At 70.4% G+C, this 16,532-nt stretch carries 13 protein-coding genes; 11 read left to right on the top strand and 2 right to left on the bottom strand.

Translation table 11 applies throughout. The annotated features are described in order from the left end of the window. Nucleotides 1-197: 197 nt before the first annotated feature. Nucleotides 198-824: a hypothetical protein gene (locus CUT39_RS03400; RefSeq protein ID WP_100444563.1), complete on the top strand. Its 627-nt coding sequence runs from the start codon at nucleotides 198-200 to the stop codon at nucleotides 822-824. Nucleotides 825-924: 100 nt separating this feature from the next. After that, a complete protein-coding gene (locus CUT39_RS03405; RefSeq protein WP_100444564.1) occupies nucleotides 925-2,706 on the top strand; it encodes a glycoside hydrolase family 3 protein in 1,782 nt (593 codons plus the stop codon). A 31-nt stretch (nucleotides 2,707-2,737) separates the two neighbouring features. On the opposite strand, the gene CUT39_RS03410 is transcribed toward CUT39_RS03405, so the two are convergent. Further along, entirely contained in the window at nucleotides 2,738-4,186 is a 1,449-nt protein-coding gene (locus tag CUT39_RS03410; protein ID WP_198586842.1) for an alkaline phosphatase PhoX, read from the bottom strand. A gap of 127 nt (nucleotides 4,187-4,313) precedes the next feature. On the opposite strand from CUT39_RS03410, the gene ligA reads away from it, so the two are divergent. The 3 genes from ligA (at nucleotide 4,314) to CUT39_RS03425 (ending at nucleotide 9,906) form a co-directional block, all read left to right on the top strand. Continuing rightward, the gene (gene ligA / locus CUT39_RS03415; RefSeq protein ID WP_100444565.1) at nucleotides 4,314-6,515 is read left to right on the top strand and encodes an NAD-dependent DNA ligase LigA; all 2,202 of its coding nucleotides are present in this window, start codon (nucleotides 4,314-4,316) and stop codon (nucleotides 6,513-6,515) included. Nucleotides 6,516-6,851: 336 nt separating this feature from the next. Then, nucleotides 6,852-8,876: a putative bifunctional diguanylate cyclase/phosphodiesterase gene (locus CUT39_RS03420; protein WP_100444566.1), complete on the top strand. Its 2,025-nt coding sequence runs from the start codon at nucleotides 6,852-6,854 to the stop codon at nucleotides 8,874-8,876. 46 nt (nucleotides 8,877-8,922) lie between these two features. Beyond that, entirely contained in the window at nucleotides 8,923-9,906 is a 984-nt protein-coding gene (locus CUT39_RS03425) for a sigma-70 family RNA polymerase sigma factor (protein ID WP_232805561.1), read from the top strand. A 58-nt stretch (nucleotides 9,907-9,964) separates the two neighbouring features. Here the strand turns inward: CUT39_RS03425 and CUT39_RS03430 are convergent, their stop codons facing one another. Further along, on the bottom strand, nucleotides 9,965-10,384 hold the full coding sequence (locus CUT39_RS03430; protein WP_100444568.1) for a VOC family protein: 420 nt from the start codon (nucleotides 10,382-10,384) through the stop codon (nucleotides 9,965-9,967). 280 nt (nucleotides 10,385-10,664) lie between these two features. Between CUT39_RS03430 and CUT39_RS03435 the strand changes: the two genes are divergently transcribed. The 6 genes from CUT39_RS03435 to CUT39_RS03460 all read left to right on the top strand — a co-directional run bounded on the left by CUT39_RS03435 (nucleotide 10,665) and on the right by CUT39_RS03460 (nucleotide 16,499). Then, nucleotides 10,665-11,024, top strand: a complete 360-nt coding sequence (locus tag CUT39_RS03435) for a DUF485 domain-containing protein (protein ID WP_100444569.1) — start codon at nucleotides 10,665-10,667, stop codon at nucleotides 11,022-11,024. Next, complete coding sequence (locus CUT39_RS03440; protein WP_100444570.1) at nucleotides 11,021-12,700, top strand: solute symporter family protein; 1,680 nt, start codon at nucleotides 11,021-11,023, stop codon at nucleotides 12,698-12,700. Before CUT39_RS03435 ends, CUT39_RS03440 begins: the two co-directional genes overlap by 4 nt. Before the next feature lie 170 nt (nucleotides 12,701-12,870). Then, complete coding sequence (locus tag CUT39_RS03445; RefSeq protein WP_408611097.1) at nucleotides 12,871-13,869, top strand: sensor histidine kinase; 999 nt, start codon at nucleotides 12,871-12,873, stop codon at nucleotides 13,867-13,869. After that, complete coding sequence (locus CUT39_RS03450; RefSeq protein ID WP_100444572.1) at nucleotides 13,866-14,624, top strand: LytR/AlgR family response regulator transcription factor; 759 nt, start codon at nucleotides 13,866-13,868, stop codon at nucleotides 14,622-14,624. The genes CUT39_RS03445 and CUT39_RS03450 overlap by 4 nt, the downstream gene beginning before the upstream one ends. A 28-nt stretch (nucleotides 14,625-14,652) precedes the next feature. After that, a complete protein-coding gene (locus tag CUT39_RS03455) occupies nucleotides 14,653-14,991 on the top strand; it encodes a hypothetical protein (RefSeq protein ID WP_100444573.1) in 339 nt (112 codons plus the stop codon). Further along, nucleotides 14,991-16,499: a sodium/solute symporter gene (locus tag CUT39_RS03460; protein ID WP_100444574.1), complete on the top strand. Its 1,509-nt coding sequence runs from the start codon at nucleotides 14,991-14,993 to the stop codon at nucleotides 16,497-16,499. Before CUT39_RS03455 ends, CUT39_RS03460 begins: the two co-directional genes overlap by 1 nt. The last annotated feature ends 33 nt before the right edge of the window (nucleotides 16,500-16,532 follow it).

Consider the following 16,532-nt stretch of genomic DNA (forward strand, 5'->3'; position numbering starts at 1 on the left):
GAACCAACGCAAAAGGCGGAGCCGCCGCCTCTCCCCACTGCTGGAGGGCTGCGTCTTCTGCGTCTTTCATGTTGGACCACGGAGTTACTGCGGAGATGCCGAGTTGTAATGGGTTCGTGTTCGATCAGTGTGTTTCATCGGTTACCGTTGTGGCGCTTTTGCACAGTCGAAACTAGATTGGATGGGCTGTAACTTCGATGGTTCAGCTTGAAGAGATCGCCGACCGGGCGCGGAAGCTGCTGGTCATCGCGGGCGTCGGTGCGCTCGGCACGGTCGGCCTCGCGGCCTGCGGGAGCGACGACGACACCGCCGACGATCCTGCGGAGGACGCCTCCGAGACCGCCGAAGCCGAGGAGGCCGATGAGGCGGCGGACGACGAAGGCGAGGACCCCGCCGTCTCCTACGGCGACGGCACGAGCCCGGACGCCCCGCTCGAACCGGGCGCGACCGCCGAGATCGCCGACTGGACGGTCTCGATCGGGGAGACGGTTCCCGACGCGACCGATCAGATCCTCGAAGCAGAGTCGATGAACGACGAGCCGGAGTCGGGGAACGTCTACTTCATGTTCGAGATCGTGGCGACCAACAACGGCGAGGACGCCGCCGACCCGTTCATGGACCTGGTCTGGGGCGTCTGGGACGGCGGCGAGGAGGTCGGCTCCGAACCGCTGGTGCTGCTTCCCGACGACCTCGTGGACGTCGGCGACGTGGCGACCGGCGAGTCCGGATCCGGGAACGTCGTCATCGAGGTCCCCGAAGGCGACTACACCACCGTCACGGTGGGGGAGATGATGGGCGACGAGTTCTACTTCTCGGTCGTTTAGGTGCCGTGAGCCCCGGGTGAGATGGATCGACGCCCCGGGGCCGCCGGCCCGGACGGTAATATTCTTCATCCCGGACGAGCGGACATGAAAGGCGTCGGCAGTGAGCAAGAGTCATCGGAGGCAGCAGAGGCGGTCATCGCCCGTTTCGCGGAGGGCGCTGTTCTCGATCGCCGGCGCCTCCGCCGGCGTCGCAGCCGGGGCCGCCGGCCTGGCCGCCTGGCGGCTCCGGGACCGGACCGAATCCGGCGGCACCTCCTCGGCTCCGGAGACCTCGGCGGCCCCCGAATCCACCGCCGAACCCACGCTCGACGTCGCCGCACGCGAGGCCTGGGTCGATTCGGCCATGTCCGGCATGAGCCTGGAGACCAAGGTCGGCCAGTTGTTCATGGTCTACGCCTACGGCGATTCGTCCTCCGGCAGCGCCCATGCCGGATCGAACCAGGGCCTGCACGGGGTCGACAACCCCGCGCAACTGTTCGCCGACTATCGGGTCGGCGGGATCATCTACTTCGACTGGACCGACAACCTGCTCGATCCGGCCCAGATCGCCGAGCTCTCGGCCGGGATCCACCAGGCGTCGCTCGAACACACCGGCGTCCAAGCGCTGATCGGCGTCGACCAGGAGCACGGTCCCATCACCCGGATCGGCGAACCGGTCACCACCCTGCCCGGGGCCATGGCCCTCGGCGCCTCCGGCGAGGCGTCGGTGGCCGAGGAATCGGCGCGGATCTGCGGCACCGAGCTGCGCGCCATGGGCATCAACCTCGATTTCGCGCCGGTGGCCGACGTCAACGTCAACCCGGCCAACCCCGTGATCGGCCTCCGGTCGTTCTCGTCCGACCCCGACCTGGCAGCCGAGATGGTCGCCGCGCAGGTGCGCGGGTTCCAGCCGCTCGACGACGGCATCGCCGCCTGCGCCAAGCACTTCCCCGGCCACGGCGACACCGACGTCGACTCGCACGTGGGCCTGCCGGTCATCACCCACAGCGAAGACGAATGGCGCTCGATCGACCTGCCGCCGTTCCAGTCCGCCATCGGGGCCGAAGTGGACCTGATCATGTCGGCCCACCTGCAGTTCCCCGCACTGGACGACTCGGGCACCCCCGCGACGCTGTCGCAGCCGATCCTGACCGGCCTGCTCCGGGACGAGCTCGGCTTCGAGGGCGCCATCACCACCGACGCGCTCAACATGGAGGGCGTCCGCGTCCAGCATTCGGACGCCGAGATCCCGGTGCTGGCCCTCCAGGCCGGCGTCGACCTGCTGCTGATGCCCCAGGACCTGCCGACCGCCTACCAGGCGGTCCTGGACGCGGTCGCCGACGGCACCCTCACCGAGGACCGCATCGACGCCTCGGTCCGCCGCCTGCTGCGCATCCGGTACCACCGCGGCTTCGCCGGCGACCCGCCGAACCCGGAGGAGGTCTCGGCCGTCGGTACCGACGAGCACGCGGCCGCCGCGGCGTCCCTGTTCGAGCGCACGGTCGTCGTCGAGCGCGGGGGAGAGCTGCTGCCGATCGGGCCGGGAGCCGCGGTGGCGGTCGAAGGGCCGGACGGATCGGCCGTGGACACCCTGGTGCAGGCCCTGACCGACGAAGGGCTGAACCCCACGGCGTGGGGGAGCGCCGGGGACTCCGACTTCGCGGTGGTGCTCTGCGAGGACGCCGGCGAGTGGTCCGACCAGATGGGCCGGGTCCGGTCGGCCGCCGAGTCCGGGACGCCGACCGCGGCCGTGTCGACCGGCAAGCCCTACGACGTGGCCTACTTCCCCGACGGCGTGGCCGCGATGGCGACCTGTTCGTCGGCGGCCCCCGCCATGCGGGCCCTGGCCGGGGTCCTGGCCGGGCGCGTCGAAGCCGCGAGCGGCCTGCCCGTCGAGATCTGAACCGGCCGATCCGCCAGCGTGCGGCGGCGGTTCAGAGCACGCCCCGCCGCCACGGGCCCCAGACGGCGATCGTGCGGCCCGGCTCCAGGTCCGGGTCGCCCGGCTCGCCGCGGGTCGAGCCCTGGAGGTTCACGAACAGCACCTTGCCGTCGGGGGAGAAGGTCGCGCCGCACCATTCGGTGTCGCCCTCGTGGTAGATGAACGGGAAGACCTCGCCGTCCCGGGTCAGGCCCCGCACGGCGGGCAGGTCCCTGCCGGTGTCCTCGCACAGGACCAGGTTGCCGCTGGGGGAGACGGTGATGTTGTCGGGGAACGACAGCACCTCGCGGTCGGGCGACTCGAACACCAGGCGGAGGCGGCCGCCGCTGCGGCCGGTCGGGATGTACTCCCAGATCTGGCCCTCGCCCTCGTCGCCGCCGGAGGTCGAGACGACGTACACCGCCCCGTTGCCCCACCAGCAGCCCTCGAGGCGCCCGAACACCGCCGCGCCCTGCGCCCAGCCCTGGTCGAACACCGCCAGCGCGTTCGACTCGGCGTCCTCGGGGTCCGGGTCGGCGATGTCGACCCACTCGACCGGGATCGACCGGCGCAGCCGCTGCCCGGTGCGGGTGTCGAAGTTCCATTCGCCCTTGACCCTCAGCATCTGCAGTTGGCCGCCCTCGGAGAGTTCGCCGGGGGTGGAGGGCAGGAAGCGGTAGAAGCCTGCGGTCGACCGGTCCTCGGTCTCGTAGACGATGCCGGTGCTCGGGTCGACGGCGACCGCTTCGTGTACGAACCGGCCCATGTCCTTCAGCGGCACCGGGGTGACCTCCCCGGCCGCGGCCGAGGGCACCTCGTAGACGTAACCGTGTTCGGTGGCCCAGCCTGCGCCGACGCCGGCCACGGACTCCTCGCACGAGAGCCACGAGCCCCACGGGGTCGGCCCGCCCGCGCAGTTGACGATCGTGCCCGACAGGGACATCCAGGCCTCCTCGAACACCGGACCCTCCTGTCCCCAGCGGATCGACATGGTGGTGGTGCCGCCACCGCCGAGGGGGTCGTAGCGGTGCTCCTCGCGGCCGGAGGGGACCGCCGCCTCGGCACCGGTGCGCTCCTCGTGGTTGCGCACGAGGCGGTAGCGGTCGGGGTCGCCGCCGGGGAAGCACGCCATCGCGTCGTGGCCGAGCGGCACCACGTTGCCGTCGCCCATCATGCTGCCGGAGGTGGAGAACACCGTGAAGTCGAATCCCTGGGGCAGCCACAGGGTCTGCTCGAAGCCGGATTCGGGGTCGGCGCGGGTGAGCTCGCGGAGCGCTCCGTAGCCGCCGTTGTCGGAGGGCTGCTTCTCCTTGTGGCCGTGCCCGCTCTGGGCGGAGGCGGCGCGGAGGGCCATACCCTCCATGGCCGCCACGGCGAACAGGCCGCCGCCCGCGGCGGTGGCTCCGCGGCGCAGGAAGCCGCGCCGGTTCGATCGGGTGGGGCCGGATGTCCGCGTAGTCAAGGTCTGCTCCTTCTACGAGCCCGGTGGTGGCGCTGCTTACCCCGATGCTTCCGGCCCGAGTGGAGGACTCGGCGGCCATCGGATGAACACGCGGTGACGTGCCGGGGAAACCTTCATCGCCTCCGGAATGTCGGGCCGAGCTGCAACAATAGGACCTGTGAGCACCGAAGACACGGATTTCGAAGCGGCCCGAGAGCGTCACGAGCACTTGGCGGCCGAGATCACCGAGCACCGCCGCCGCTACTACGTGGAGGACGCCCCGACGATCTCGGACGCCCGGTTCGACGAGCTGATGCAGGAGCTGGCCGGCCTCGAGACCAGGCATCCGGAGCTGAAGAGCGCCGACTCGCCCACCGAGCAGGTCGGCACCTTCTCCGAGGTCTTCACCCCCGTGCAGCACCTGGAGAAGATGCTCAGCCTCCAGGACGTCTTCGACCGGGAGGAGGTCCAAACCTGGGCCGAGCGGGTCTCCGAGGAGGCCGCCGACGCCCGGTACCTGTGCGAGCTCAAGATCGACGGCCTCGCGGTGGACCTGGTCTACGAGGACGGCCGCCTGGTGCGCGCGGCCACCCGCGGCGACGGCGTCACCGGCGAGGACGTCTCGGCCAACGTCGCCACCATCGCCGCCGTGCCGCGCCGCCTCGAGGCCGCCGACGGATTCGAGGTGCCCGAACTGCTCGAAGTCCGCGGCGAGGTCTACTTCCCGACCGCCGACTTCGCCCGGTTGAACGAGTCCCAGGTCGCCGCCGGGAAGGCCCCTTTCGCCAATCCCCGCAACGCCGCCGCCGGCTCCCTGCGGCAGAAGGATCCGGCCAAGTCCGCCGAGCGGCCCCTGGCCTTCATCGCCCACGGCCTGGGCGCGCTGCGCGGCTTCCGGCCGGAGTCCCAGTCGCACTCCTACGAGGCGCTCGAGACCTGGGGCCTGCCCACCAGTCCCTACTGGCGCGTCGTCGACACCATGGACGAGGTTTTCGACTACATCGACGAGTTCGGCCGCCAGCGCCACGAGCTGGTCCACCAGATCGACGGCGTGGTCGTCAAGCTCGACGACATGGCCAGCCAGCGGCGCCTGGGCGCGACCTCCCGCACCCCCCGCTGGGCGGTGGCCTACAAGTTCCCGCCCGAGGAGGTCAACACCGGGCTGGTCGACATCAAGGTCTCGATCGGCCGCACCGGCCGTGCCACGCCCTACGCGGTGCTCGAACCGGTCCGCGTGGCCGGCTCCGAGGTCGAGTTCGCCACCCTGCACAACCCCGACCAGGTCGAGGCCAAGGGCGTGAAGATCGGCGACACCGTCGTCGTCCGCAAGGCCGGTGACGTCATCCCAGAGATCGTCGCTCCGGTCGCGGCCGCCCGCGACGGCTCCGAGCGTGACTTCGTCATGCCCGACACCTGCCCCGAGTGCGGCTCGGCCCTCGCCCCGGCCGCCGAGGGCGAGGTCGACCTGCGCTGCCCCAACTCCCGTTCCTGCCCCGCCCAGTTGCGCGAGCGCCTGTTCTACCTCTCGGGACGCTCCTGCTTCGATGTCGACCGCATGGGCTACATCGCCTGCTCGGCGCTGGTGCAGCCGCTCGAACCGCCCGAACCGGTCCTGCGCGACGAGGCCGGCGTCTTCGACCTGACGATGGAGGAGCTGCTGCCGATCAAGGTCGTCGTGCGGGACCCCGACACCGGGCTGCCCAAACCCGACCAGAAGACCGGCGAGGACAAGGTCGTCTCCTATTTCGCCACCAAGGAGGGCGACCCGAAGAAGAACGCCGTCGAGATGCTCGACAACCTGGAGAAGGCCAAGGCGCAGCCGCTGTGGCGGGTCATCAACGCCCTGTCGATCCGCCACGTCGGCCCGGTCGCGGCCCAGGCGCTGGCCGAGCACTTCGGCGACCTCGACCGGCTCATCGAGGCCGAGGAGGCCGAACTGGCCGACATCGACGGCGTCGGCCCCACCATCGCCGCCGGCGTCAGGGAGTGGTTCGCCGTCGACTGGCACCGCGAGATCGTCGAGCGCTGGCGCCGGGCGGGCGTGCGGATGCGCGACGAGGTCCCCGAGGGCGCCGAGCGGATCGAGAAGACCCTCGATGGCGCGTCGGTGGTGATCACCGGCGCCATCCCCGACCACACCCGCGAAAGCGCGGCCGCCGCGGTCAAGGCCCGCGGCGGCAAGGTGACCTCCTCGGTCTCGAAGAAGACCGGGGCCGTCGTCGCCGGCGACAAGCCCGGGTCGAAATACGACAAGGCCGTCGACCTCGGCGTGCGGGTGGTGGACGGGGCCGACTTCGAGCGATTCCTCGTCGAAGGGCTGAGCGAAGGTGACGGGACCGCCCCCGATTGATCACAAAACCATAACGATCCGTATTCCAGGACGGGGGTCGGTTCGTTAGAACCAGGCAATGTCATCGCGTGAATTCGGCCCGCCGCACCGTGCCGCGCCCTTGCTCGCGCGCGAGGGCGCACTCGCTCAGGCTTGAGCGACGGACGCGACTCCGCAGCCGGAGAGTGGACAACGGTTTCAGTCACGAACCGGTTGCGCCTGGTGACAACTGTGCCGCCTGTGCTGCCAGCGTTGTCTGGGAGACGAAATCGCGATATGACAGAGGAGTCGGTCACGATCGTTCAACGGTGATCCTGGCGCGTCACCGGCGGAGGTTGTGGCAGTGGGAGGAGCAATATGGCCACGACGCTCATGCGCAATACTGCGCCTCGCGAGCATCCGGGCCGGTACTACGGCTTCATCGCCGCCGTCGCCGTCTGCGCGGTCACGGCCGCGACGGCCGTGACGGCGACCGCCGGCGCTCCCGCCGGGGGCTGGTTGAACGTGCCGTTCGCGTTCTGGCTGACCGCCGGTCTCGCGCTGGCCGCCGAGCTCCGACCCACGCGCTGGGGCGGCCTGTGGATGTCGCCGATCGCCTCGATCTTCGTCGTCTACGTCCTGGCCACGATGGTCACCTGGGGTTTTCTCCCGGCCCTGGTGGTCCAGTCCGGCGCGCTGGTGGTGCTCGGGATCCAGATCAGCTCCTCCGTTTGGAGGGGCGTTTACAACGTCTCCCAGATGGCGCTGGCCCTGTGCGCGGCCTGGCTGGTGTGGAGCGCAGTCGGCGGCGGGGTCTGGGAGAGCTCGGTGCCGCAACTGCTCGGCATCTTCGCGGCCGGGGCCGCCTGGACGGTGACCAGCTCCAGCATGGTCGCGCTGATGATGCGGCTGCGCGTCGGCGGCACCTGGAGCGAGTACGCCTGGCAGTGGCTCAAGAGCGAGTGGGCCCTGCGGCTCACCCAGACCGCGATCGCGCCGATCCTGGCCACGGCCGCCATGACCTCCTGGTGGCTGGTGGCGGCCTCGGCGATCCCGATCTTCAGCGTCTACCGCATCCTCCAGACCGCGGCCGAGCGCGAACGCGAGGCCGACCGGGACCCGCTCACGGGCCTGCTCAACCGCAAGGGCCTCCAGCAGGCCGTCGAGGCCAAGGCCACCGACGCCGCCGAGACCGGCACCACGGCGACGGTGATGGTCCTCGACCTCGACCGCTTCGCCGACATCAACTCCGCGCTCGGCCACGACGTGGGTGACCAGGTGCTGGTCGAGCTGGCCGACCGGTTCGCGGCCGACAAGCCGCCCGGCAAGGCCATCGCGCGCCTCGGGGGCGACGAGTTCGGGTTCGTCTGGAGCGAGCTCGACGGCATGACCGACCCGCTCGAGTGCGCCCGCGAGATCCGCGCCCGCCTCGACAAGCCGATCGTGATCGACGAGGTCAGCATCGAGGTCGACGGCTCGGTCGGCATCGCGGTCTTCCCCAAGGACGGCGAGGACTTCCACACCCTGTTCCGCCACGCCGACATCGCCATGGACGAGTCGAAGAAGCGGGCGGCGAGCTTCACCCGCTACGCGCCCGAGTTCGACCACCACTCGCCCGAGCGGCTCATGCTGCTGGGCGACCTGCGCCGCGCGCTGGACGAGCCGGGCGCGCCCGGGGTGAACCTCTACTACCAGCCGCAGGTGTGCCTGTCCACCGACGAGGTGATCGGCGCCGAGGCGCTGCTGCGGTACCACCACCCCGTGCGCGGGATGGTCAACCCCTCCGAGATCATCGCGACCGCCGAGCACTCCTCGGTGATGCGGATGCTCACCGAGCGAGTGGTCGACATCGCCCTGTGCCGGTTGCGAAGCTGGAACGAGGCCGGCTACAACCTGCGCATGGCCGTCAACGTCAGCGTCCGCGACCTGCAGTCCCCGGGCTTCACCGACTTCCTGACCGAACGGATCGCCGCCTACGGCGTCGACGCGTCCAAGCTCCAGCTCGAGATCACCGAGTCGGCGCTCATGGCCGACCCCCGGCGGGTGGTCGACAACGTGCAGCGCCTGGCCGACCTGGGCCTGGGCATCAGCCTCGACGACTTCGGCACGGGCTTCTCCTCGATGCAGCATCTGCGGCGGCTCCCGGTCACCGAGATCAAGATCGACAAGACCTTCGTGACCACCCTGGTCGACTGCCAGGACAACGCCGCGATCGTGTTCTCCACGATCGACCTGGGGCGGGCCCTGGACGTCGCGGTGGTCGCCGAGGGCGTGGAGGACGAGAAGGTCCGCAAGCAGCTCGAGGGCTGGGGCTGCCACGCCGCCCAGGGCTGGCACTTCGCCAAGCCGATGAGCGCCGACGACTTCGACCGCTGGCTCGCCGGCCACCGCCGCGGGCGCTGAGGGCGCCCGTCACCGCCGTGGCCCGCTCCGGATCTTCAAATTGTCGGTGCGACGTGCAAAGCTGGCGGTCATGAACGACGTGCTGCAGTCCTTCGAGCCGCACCGCCGGGAGCTGTGCGCCTACACCTACAGGATGCTCGGTTCCTCCTTCGAGGCCGAAGACGCCGTCCAGGAGACGTTCACCCGCGCCTGGAACGCCCACGACACCTTCGAGGGCCGATCGAGCCTGCGCTCGTGGCTCTACCGGATCGCCACCAACGTCTGCCTCGACATGCTCAAGGGCCCGCAGCGCCGGGCCCGCCCCATGGACCTGGCCCCGGCCTCGGAAGCCGGCTCGCCGCTGCCGGCGCCCGAACCCGACTACGTGTGGGTCGAGCCGATCCCCGACGCGATGGCCTTCGGCGCCGACCCGGCCGAGGCCGCCGCCGCCAAGGAGACGCTGCGGCTGGCCTTCGTCGCCGCCGTCCAGCACCTGCCCGCCCGGCAGCGGGCCGTCATGCTGATGCGCGAGGTCCTCCGCTTCTCGGCCCAGGAGACCGCCGAAACGCTCGGGCTGAGCCCGGCCAGCGTCAACAGCGCCCTGCAGCGGGCCCGCTCCACGATCGAGAACCTCCACCCCTCGCCGACCGACGGCTCCCAGGCCCCCGACGAGGACCTGCGGCGCCTGGCCGACGACTACATGACCGCCTTCCAGTCCTACGACATGAAGGCCATCACCGACCTGCTCCACCACGACGTGGCGTTCTCCATGCCGCCGATCCCCATGTGGATCCAGGGCCCGGACGCGGTGGTCGAGTTCCTGCTGGGCACCGGCTCGGCCTGCCGCGACTCGCGGCTGGTCCCGATCGGCGCCAACGGGCTGCCCGCCTTCGGCCACTACAAGCCGAGCGAGGAGCCGGGCGTCTGGTCGCCCTGGTCGGTCACGGTCCTGGAGATCGCCGACGGCGCCATTGCCGGACTCAACTTCTTCCTGGACACTCCGCGCCTGTTCCCGCTGTTCGGCCTGCCGAACGAATACCGCGAATCCTAGGGACAGCGGCGCGGCCGCCCCGCATCGCGGGGCGGCCGCGGTTTCCCGGTATCGCCGGTCAGGAGCCGGGGTAGTCCATCCAGAACGGTTCCCACTGATGACCGTCCGGGTCGAGGAACGTGCGCCCGTGCATCCCGACCTGCTCTTCCTGCTCACGGCGGTCCGGTTTGGACTGCTCCTCCGAGCCGCCGGCCTTCACCGCCCGCTCGGTCAGTTCGTCTACCTCGTCCTTGCTCTGCAGCGCCAGTGCGTAGGCCGCGCCCGAGAACGCCCGGGTGTCGGCGATCGGCCGCTCGGCGAAGGTCGTGTAGAACTCCCTGGTGAGCAGCATCAGGCAGATGTTGTCGTCCACCACCACGCACGCGGCGTTCGCGTCGGTGAAGTCCGGATTGATCGACCAGCCCAGCGCCTCGTAGAACGCCTTGGAGCGGTCGAGGTCCTGCACCGGCAGGTTCACGAAGATCATCTTTCCGGCCATGAGCGCTTCCCCTTCTGCTTCGGTCGCTACACCAATGCAGACGAGGCCCCCGTCGCCGATTCATCGCTCGCGCGGTGAAGAGTCCTCCGACCGTCCGTCGACCGCTCACCGACCGCTCATCGCAGGCCCGCCGCAAGAACCGGGCGTCCAGCGACGCGCATCACATCGGCGCTTCTCAACGTCCCTCGCGCGCCTTAACTTCCTTGTCAAAGCACGTCACCGTGTCGACACGCGCCAGACGCCCCCGCGGCACGGCAACCCCTTCAAGGAGGAAGGTCTGATGGCTACAACCCCCATGCGCGACGGCCCACCGCCCGATGTGACCGATGAAGACTTGGCGGCGATGCACGACGACCCGCGGTTCGTCGACCTCAAGCGCCGCCTGTTCCGCTTCATTGTGCCCGCCACCGTCGTGTTCTTCGCCTGGTACTTCCTGTACGCCCTCATGTCGGCCTACGCACGCGACTTCATGGGCACCGTCCTGTTCGGCAACATCAACGTGGCGCTCGTGTTCGGCCTGCTGCAGTTCATCTCCACGTTCGGTATCGCCTGGGCGTACTCCCGCTACGCGGCCCGGCAATACGACCCGCAGGCCCAGGAACTCCACGACGAGATCCACTACGGAGGCGAAGCCCGATGAACCTCCTCGCACAAGAGGCCGGCACCGGCCGCACCCTCACGTTCACGCTGTTCCTGGTGATGGTGGCCGCCACCATCGGCATCACCGTCTGGGCCCGCCGCCACACCCGCAACGCCACCGACTTCCACTCCGGCGGTCGCGGCTTCCGGCCCTGGCAGAACGGGTTCGCGATCGCGTCCGACTACATGTCGGCCGCCTCGTTCCTCGGTATCGCCGGCGCCATCGCCCTGTCGGGTTACGACGGCTTCCTCTACTCGATCGGCTTCCTCGTGGCCTGGCTGGTCGCGCTGCTCCTCGTGGCCGAGCTGCTGCGCAACTCCGGCCGGTTCACGATGGCCGACGTGCTGTCGTTCCGCATGCGCCAGCGCCCGGTGAGGACCGCCGCCGCCATCTCCACCATGAGCGTCTCGGTGTTCTACCTGATCGCCCAGATGGTCGGCGCCGGCGCGCTCATCGCGCTCCTGCTGGGCATCCGCGAGGGCGAGACCTTCCTGGGCATGAACGCCGACGTCGCGTCCAACGCCGGCATCATCCTGGTCGGCCTGCTGATGATCCTCTACGTCGCCCTGGGCGGCATGAAGGGCACCACCTGGGTCCAGATCGTCCAGGCCTGCGTGCTCCTCGGCGGGGCCGCGATCCTGGCACTCATGGTGCTGGTCGAATACAACTTCAACATCTCCGGACTGCTCGGCGACGCGGCCGAGGCGTCGGGAGCCGGCAGCGCCTTCCTCGAACCCGGGCTCCGCTTCGGGGCCGAGGTGCCGGGCGACCCGACGCAGACGATGTGGAACAAGCTCGACTTCATCAGCCTCGCGCTGGCCCTGGTGCTCGGCACCGCGGGCCTGCCCCACATCCTCATCCGCTTCTACACCGTCCCGGACTCGAAGTCGGCCCGCAAATCGGTCAACTGGGGCATCGGCCTGATCGGATCGTTCTACCTGCTCACGCTGGTGCTCGGCTTCGGAGCGGCCGCCATGGTCGGCGCGGAGGCGATCACGGCGCAGAACAGCGCCGGCAATACCGCCGCGCCCCAATTGGCCCAGTCGGCCGGCGAGAGTATAGCCGGATCGACCTTCGGAGCGGTGATGCTCGCGATCATCGCCTCGGCGGCGTTCGCGGCCATCCTCTCGACCGTGGCCGGGCTGGTGATCGCCTCGTCGTCGTCGCTGGCGCACGACCTGTACAACAGCGTCTTCCGGCGCGGCACCGCCTCCGACAGGGAAGAAGTGGTGTTCGCCCGGATCGCCGCCATCGGCGTCGGCGTCGTCGCGATCATCCTGGCGATCTTCGCCCAGCGGCTGAACGTGGCGTTCCTGGTGGCCCTGGCGTTCGCGGTCGCGGCGTCGGCGAACTTCCCCACCTTGCTGCTCAGCCTGTTCTGGAAACGCTTCAACACCGCCGGAGCAGTGGCGGGGATCTACGGCGGACTCGCGTCCGCCATCGGACTGGTGGTCTTCTCGCCGGTCTTCTCCAGCACTCCCAACTCGCTGCTCGGCGAGGGTGTCGACATCGCCTGGTTCCCGATGTCGAACCCCGGCTTGGTGTCAATCCCGCTCGGACTCGTCTGTGCCGTGGTCGGTACGTTGATGAGCTCCGAAACCCGACCGGACCGGTTCGCCACTCTCCAAGTACGGGCCCTCACCGGTGCCGGCTCGGAGCGGGCCGTTCGGCACTGAGCCGCTTCCGCGGGGAGGGTCTAACCCTCGGCCCTCCCCGCACTCCCATGCCCGGACCGCGCCCCGGCGCCCGTCAGGAGACGTGTGCGCCACGTTACAGTTGGCGGGTGATCGCCCGATCCCCGCAGCAGTTCCGGCGCCGAGGCGCCGGGGCCGCGACCCTCGCCGCCCTGCGGCTCAGTCGCCAGGTCAGCGAGGCCCTCGCCGACGGCCTCGGCGGCAAACGCTGCCCAGAGGCCGTCCGGCGGCTCGGCCGCCTCGTCGGCGCCGACGCCGTCGCCCTCGCCGACTGCGACCGCGTCATCGCAAGCTGGGGCCGGCTCGACAACACCAAGACCGCCCAGATCCTCGCCGAAACCCTCGACGAACTCGAACCGGTCACCGACCCGCCCCTCCGCGCCGCCCCCCTCATCGTCTCCGGCGACCTCGCCGGCTGCCTCATCCTCTCCGGCGACATCGGCCACGCCGAGCTCACCGAGACCGCCCACCTGGTCTCCGCCGCCCTCGACCACGCCGAACTCGACCGCTCCCGCGAACGGATCGCCGCCGCCGACCTGCGCACCCTCCGCGCCCAGATCTCGCCCCACTTCATGCACAACGCGCTGGCCGCCATCAGCGCCCACACCCGCACCGACCCCGAACGCGCCCGCGAACTGCTCTCGGACTTCTCCGACTACCTGCGCTACTCCTTCGCCGCCACCGGCGACTACGCCACCGTCGCCGACGAGCTCCAAGCCGTGCAGACCTACCTCGAACTCCAGCGCGCCCGCTTCGACGACCGCCTCGACATCACCGTGCAGATAGCCCCGGAAGTCCTGCCCGTGCCCATCCCGTTCCTGGTCGTCCAGCCCATCGTCGAGAACGCCGTCCGCCACGGCTTCGAATCCAAGCGCGGAGTCGGCCACATAGCGGTCCGCGGCTTCTCCGAAGGACCGCTGTGCATCATAGAAGTGGAAGACGACGGCGCCGGCATGGAACCCGACCAGGCCAAAGCCGTCCTCATCGGCAGCCACGAAGGTACCGACGGGATCGGCCTGGCCAACGTCGACCGCCGCCTCCGCGCCGTCTACGGACCCGAATACGGCCTCTGGCTCGACACCGCCCCCGGCGAGGGCACCAAGGCCACCATCCGCATACCCCGCTACGCCCGAGGAGTCCACGCCCTATGAAGCGCCTCCGCGTCCTCGTCGTCGAAGACGAACCGTCCACCCGCACCGAGCTCGCCGGCAGGCTCGCCGAGCTGCCCGCGGTCGACGACGTCGTATGCGCCGAGGGCGGCGACGAAGCCGTCCGGCTCCTCGGCGGGGGCACCTTCGACGCCGCGTTCCTCGACATCGCCATGCCGGGGCTCGACGGCATGGACGTCGCCCGCATCCTCGCCCGCCTGTCCCGCCCGCCCGCACTGGTCTTCGTGACCGCCTACGAAAGCCACGCCGTCGAAGCGTTCGGACTGGGAGCGGTCGACTACCTGCTCAAGCCCTTCCGGCCCGAGCGGCTCGCCGAAGCGGTCGCCCGCATCGACAACCAGCGGCGCGGCGGCCCCGCACCCTCCGGCGAGGCCGCCGACGACCTGGCCGTCGTCCAAGTCGAACTCGCCGGACGCACGGTCTTCATCCGCCGCGACGACATCGCCTTCGTCGAAGCCCACGGCGACTACGTCCGCCTCCACATCGGCGAGGACTCCCACCTGCTGCGGCAGTCCCTGTCCTACCTCGAACAGGTCTGGGAAAGCGCCGGATTCGTCCGCGCCCACCGCTCCTACCTGGTGAACCTCGCCTCCGTCGCCGAACTGCGCGTCACCTCCACCGCCGGCCTGGTCGCCGTCACCGAATCCGGAGAGGTCCCGGTCAGCCGCCGCCACTCCAGGCTGCTGCGCGAGCGCCTGCTCGAAGCGGCCCGGACCCAGGACCGGAGCCGCCCGTGAAGCCAGCCCCCGACCGGAACCCACGCCGATGAACCAGCGAGTGCGCATCACCAGCCCCCAGACCCGCCTGGCACTGCGCCGCAAGACCGACGCGATGCGGCGGGTCAACCACAAGGCCGGCCGCCCCCCGATCGCCTCCACCGCGATCGACATGGCCGGCGCCGAACGCGCCCTGCGCCGCCAGCGCCGCCTCGCCCTCCGCACCGCGCTCCTCCTCGGCGCCGTCCTCGGCGCCCTCCTGCTCGCCTCGGCCCTCGTCTCCGGCCTCCTCGGCTGGGCGGTGCTCTTCTTCGCCCCCTACCCGCTGCTGCTGGCGCTGGCGGCCGGCCACGTCCGCCGCGCCGAACAGATCGAGGCGGACTCCTGATGCTGGGCCTCGCCGCGATCGGCCTGGTGGTCCTCAGCAGCGTCGTCATCGGCGTCTGGGGCGTGCGCGCCGCGCGATCGACCCCGGACTTCCTGGTGGCCTCCCGGCGGATCGTCCCCGGCTGGAACGCGATGGCCATCGCCGGCGAGTACGTCTCGGCCGCTTCGGTCCTCGGACTGGCCGGGCTCCTGGTCAAGAACGGCGTGGGCGCGATGTGGTACGCCGTCGGCTTCACCGCCGGCTACGTCCTGGTCGCGGCCCTGGTCGCCGGCCCGATGCGCCGCAGCGGCGCCTACACCGTCCCCGATTTCGCCGAGTACCGGCTCGGGTCCCTGCGCATCAGGCGCATGTGCGGCCTGGTGGTACTGGTGATCATGCTGCTGTACCTGGTCCCGCAGTTCAAGGCCGCCGGAGCCGTCCTCGAACTGACCAGCGGCATCCCCTACTGGGTCGGCGTGGTCGGCTCGGGCCTGGTCGTCTCCTCGGCGATCACGGTGGGCGGCATGCGGTCGGCCACCTACGTGCAGGCGTTCCACTACCTGCTCAAACTCGCCTTCGTCGCCGTGCCGGCCCTGTTCCTGGTATTCCTGGCCGGGCCCGAGCGCCGCGGGGCCGCGGTCGACCCGATCGGGGTGGACCCGAACTGGACCCGGCCGCTGCTCGACATCGACAACTCCGGGCACCCGGTGCTGACCACGCTGTCGGTCCTGGTCGCGACCACCCTCGGGGCGATGGGGCTCCCGCACGTGGTGATGCGCTTCCACACCGTCGCCGGGGCCCGGTCGGCCCGCCGAGTCGCGGTGAGCGTGATCGTCCTGCTCGGCCTCTTCTACCTGTTCCCGATCGTCTACGGCCTCCTCGGCCAAGTCGTGGCCCCCAATCCCGACGAGAGCGACGTGGTCACGCTCCTGGTCCCGGGCAAGATCGCCCCCGGCACGATCGGCACGGTGCTCACCGCGCTGGTGGCGGCCGGCGCCTTCGCGGCCTTCCTGTCGACCTCCTCGGGCCTGCTGCTGGCGCTGGCGGGCGGCCTCTCGCACGACCTGTTCGGCGGCTCGCTGTCCCGCCTGCGGCTCGGCGTCGTCCTCGGCACCGGCCTGGCGGTCGCGCTGGCCCTCCCGGCGGCGGACGTCGACATCAACGTCCTGGTCGGATGGGCGTTCGCGGTGGCGGCCTCGACGTTCTGCCCGTTGCTGGCCCTCGGCATCTGGTGGCGGGGACTGACCGCGACCGGCGCGACCGTGGGCCTGCTCATCGGCGCCGGCGCCTCGACCGGTTCGGCCCTGACCTCGGTATTCCTCGACCTGGAGAGCGGAGTGGTGTCGATCCTGCTGTCACAGCCGGCCATCTGGACCGTCCCGCTGGCGTTCGCCGCGATGGCCCTGGCCTCGCGCCCCGGGTCGGTCTCCGAATGGGCCGACGAATCGGTCCTGCGCCTCCACCTGCCGGTCCGGTCGGGCTCCGCGACGCCCGATAAATCATTCGACTCCGTGGGCGGAACCGGCTAGCCTCTCGGCCATGGGATCGCTAGAGATCTGCGG

Source organism: Glycomyces xiaoerkulensis (assembly GCF_002798405.1).
Classification (GTDB): domain Bacteria; phylum Actinomycetota; class Actinomycetes; order Mycobacteriales; family Micromonosporaceae; genus Glycomyces; species Glycomyces xiaoerkulensis.

Bases quoted from the DNA above. Each gene is read 5' to 3' on its own strand.
- CUT39_RS03430 (WP_100444568.1), bottom strand. From the start codon at position 10,384: ATGGCCGGAAAGATGATCTTCGTGAACCTGCCGGTGCAGGACCTCGAC.
- CUT39_RS03455 (WP_100444573.1), top strand. From the start codon at position 14,653: ATGAACCAGCGAGTGCGCATCACCAGCCCCCAGACCCGCCTGGCACTG.
- CUT39_RS03420 (WP_100444566.1), top strand. From the start codon at position 6,852: ATGGCCACGACGCTCATGCGCAATACTGCGCCTCGCGAGCATCCGGGC.
- CUT39_RS03435 (WP_100444569.1), top strand. From the start codon at position 10,665: ATGGCTACAACCCCCATGCGCGACGGCCCACCGCCCGATGTGACCGAT.
- CUT39_RS03450 (WP_100444572.1), top strand. From the start codon at position 13,866: ATGAAGCGCCTCCGCGTCCTCGTCGTCGAAGACGAACCGTCCACCCGC.
- CUT39_RS03460 (WP_100444574.1), top strand. From the start codon at position 14,991: ATGCTGGGCCTCGCCGCGATCGGCCTGGTGGTCCTCAGCAGCGTCGTC.
- CUT39_RS03440 (WP_100444570.1), top strand. From the start codon at position 11,021: ATGAACCTCCTCGCACAAGAGGCCGGCACCGGCCGCACCCTCACGTTC.
- ligA (WP_100444565.1), top strand. From the start codon at position 4,314: ATGTCGGGCCGAGCTGCAACAATAGGACCTGTGAGCACCGAAGACACG.
- CUT39_RS03400 (WP_100444563.1), top strand. From the start codon at position 198: ATGGTTCAGCTTGAAGAGATCGCCGACCGGGCGCGGAAGCTGCTGGTC.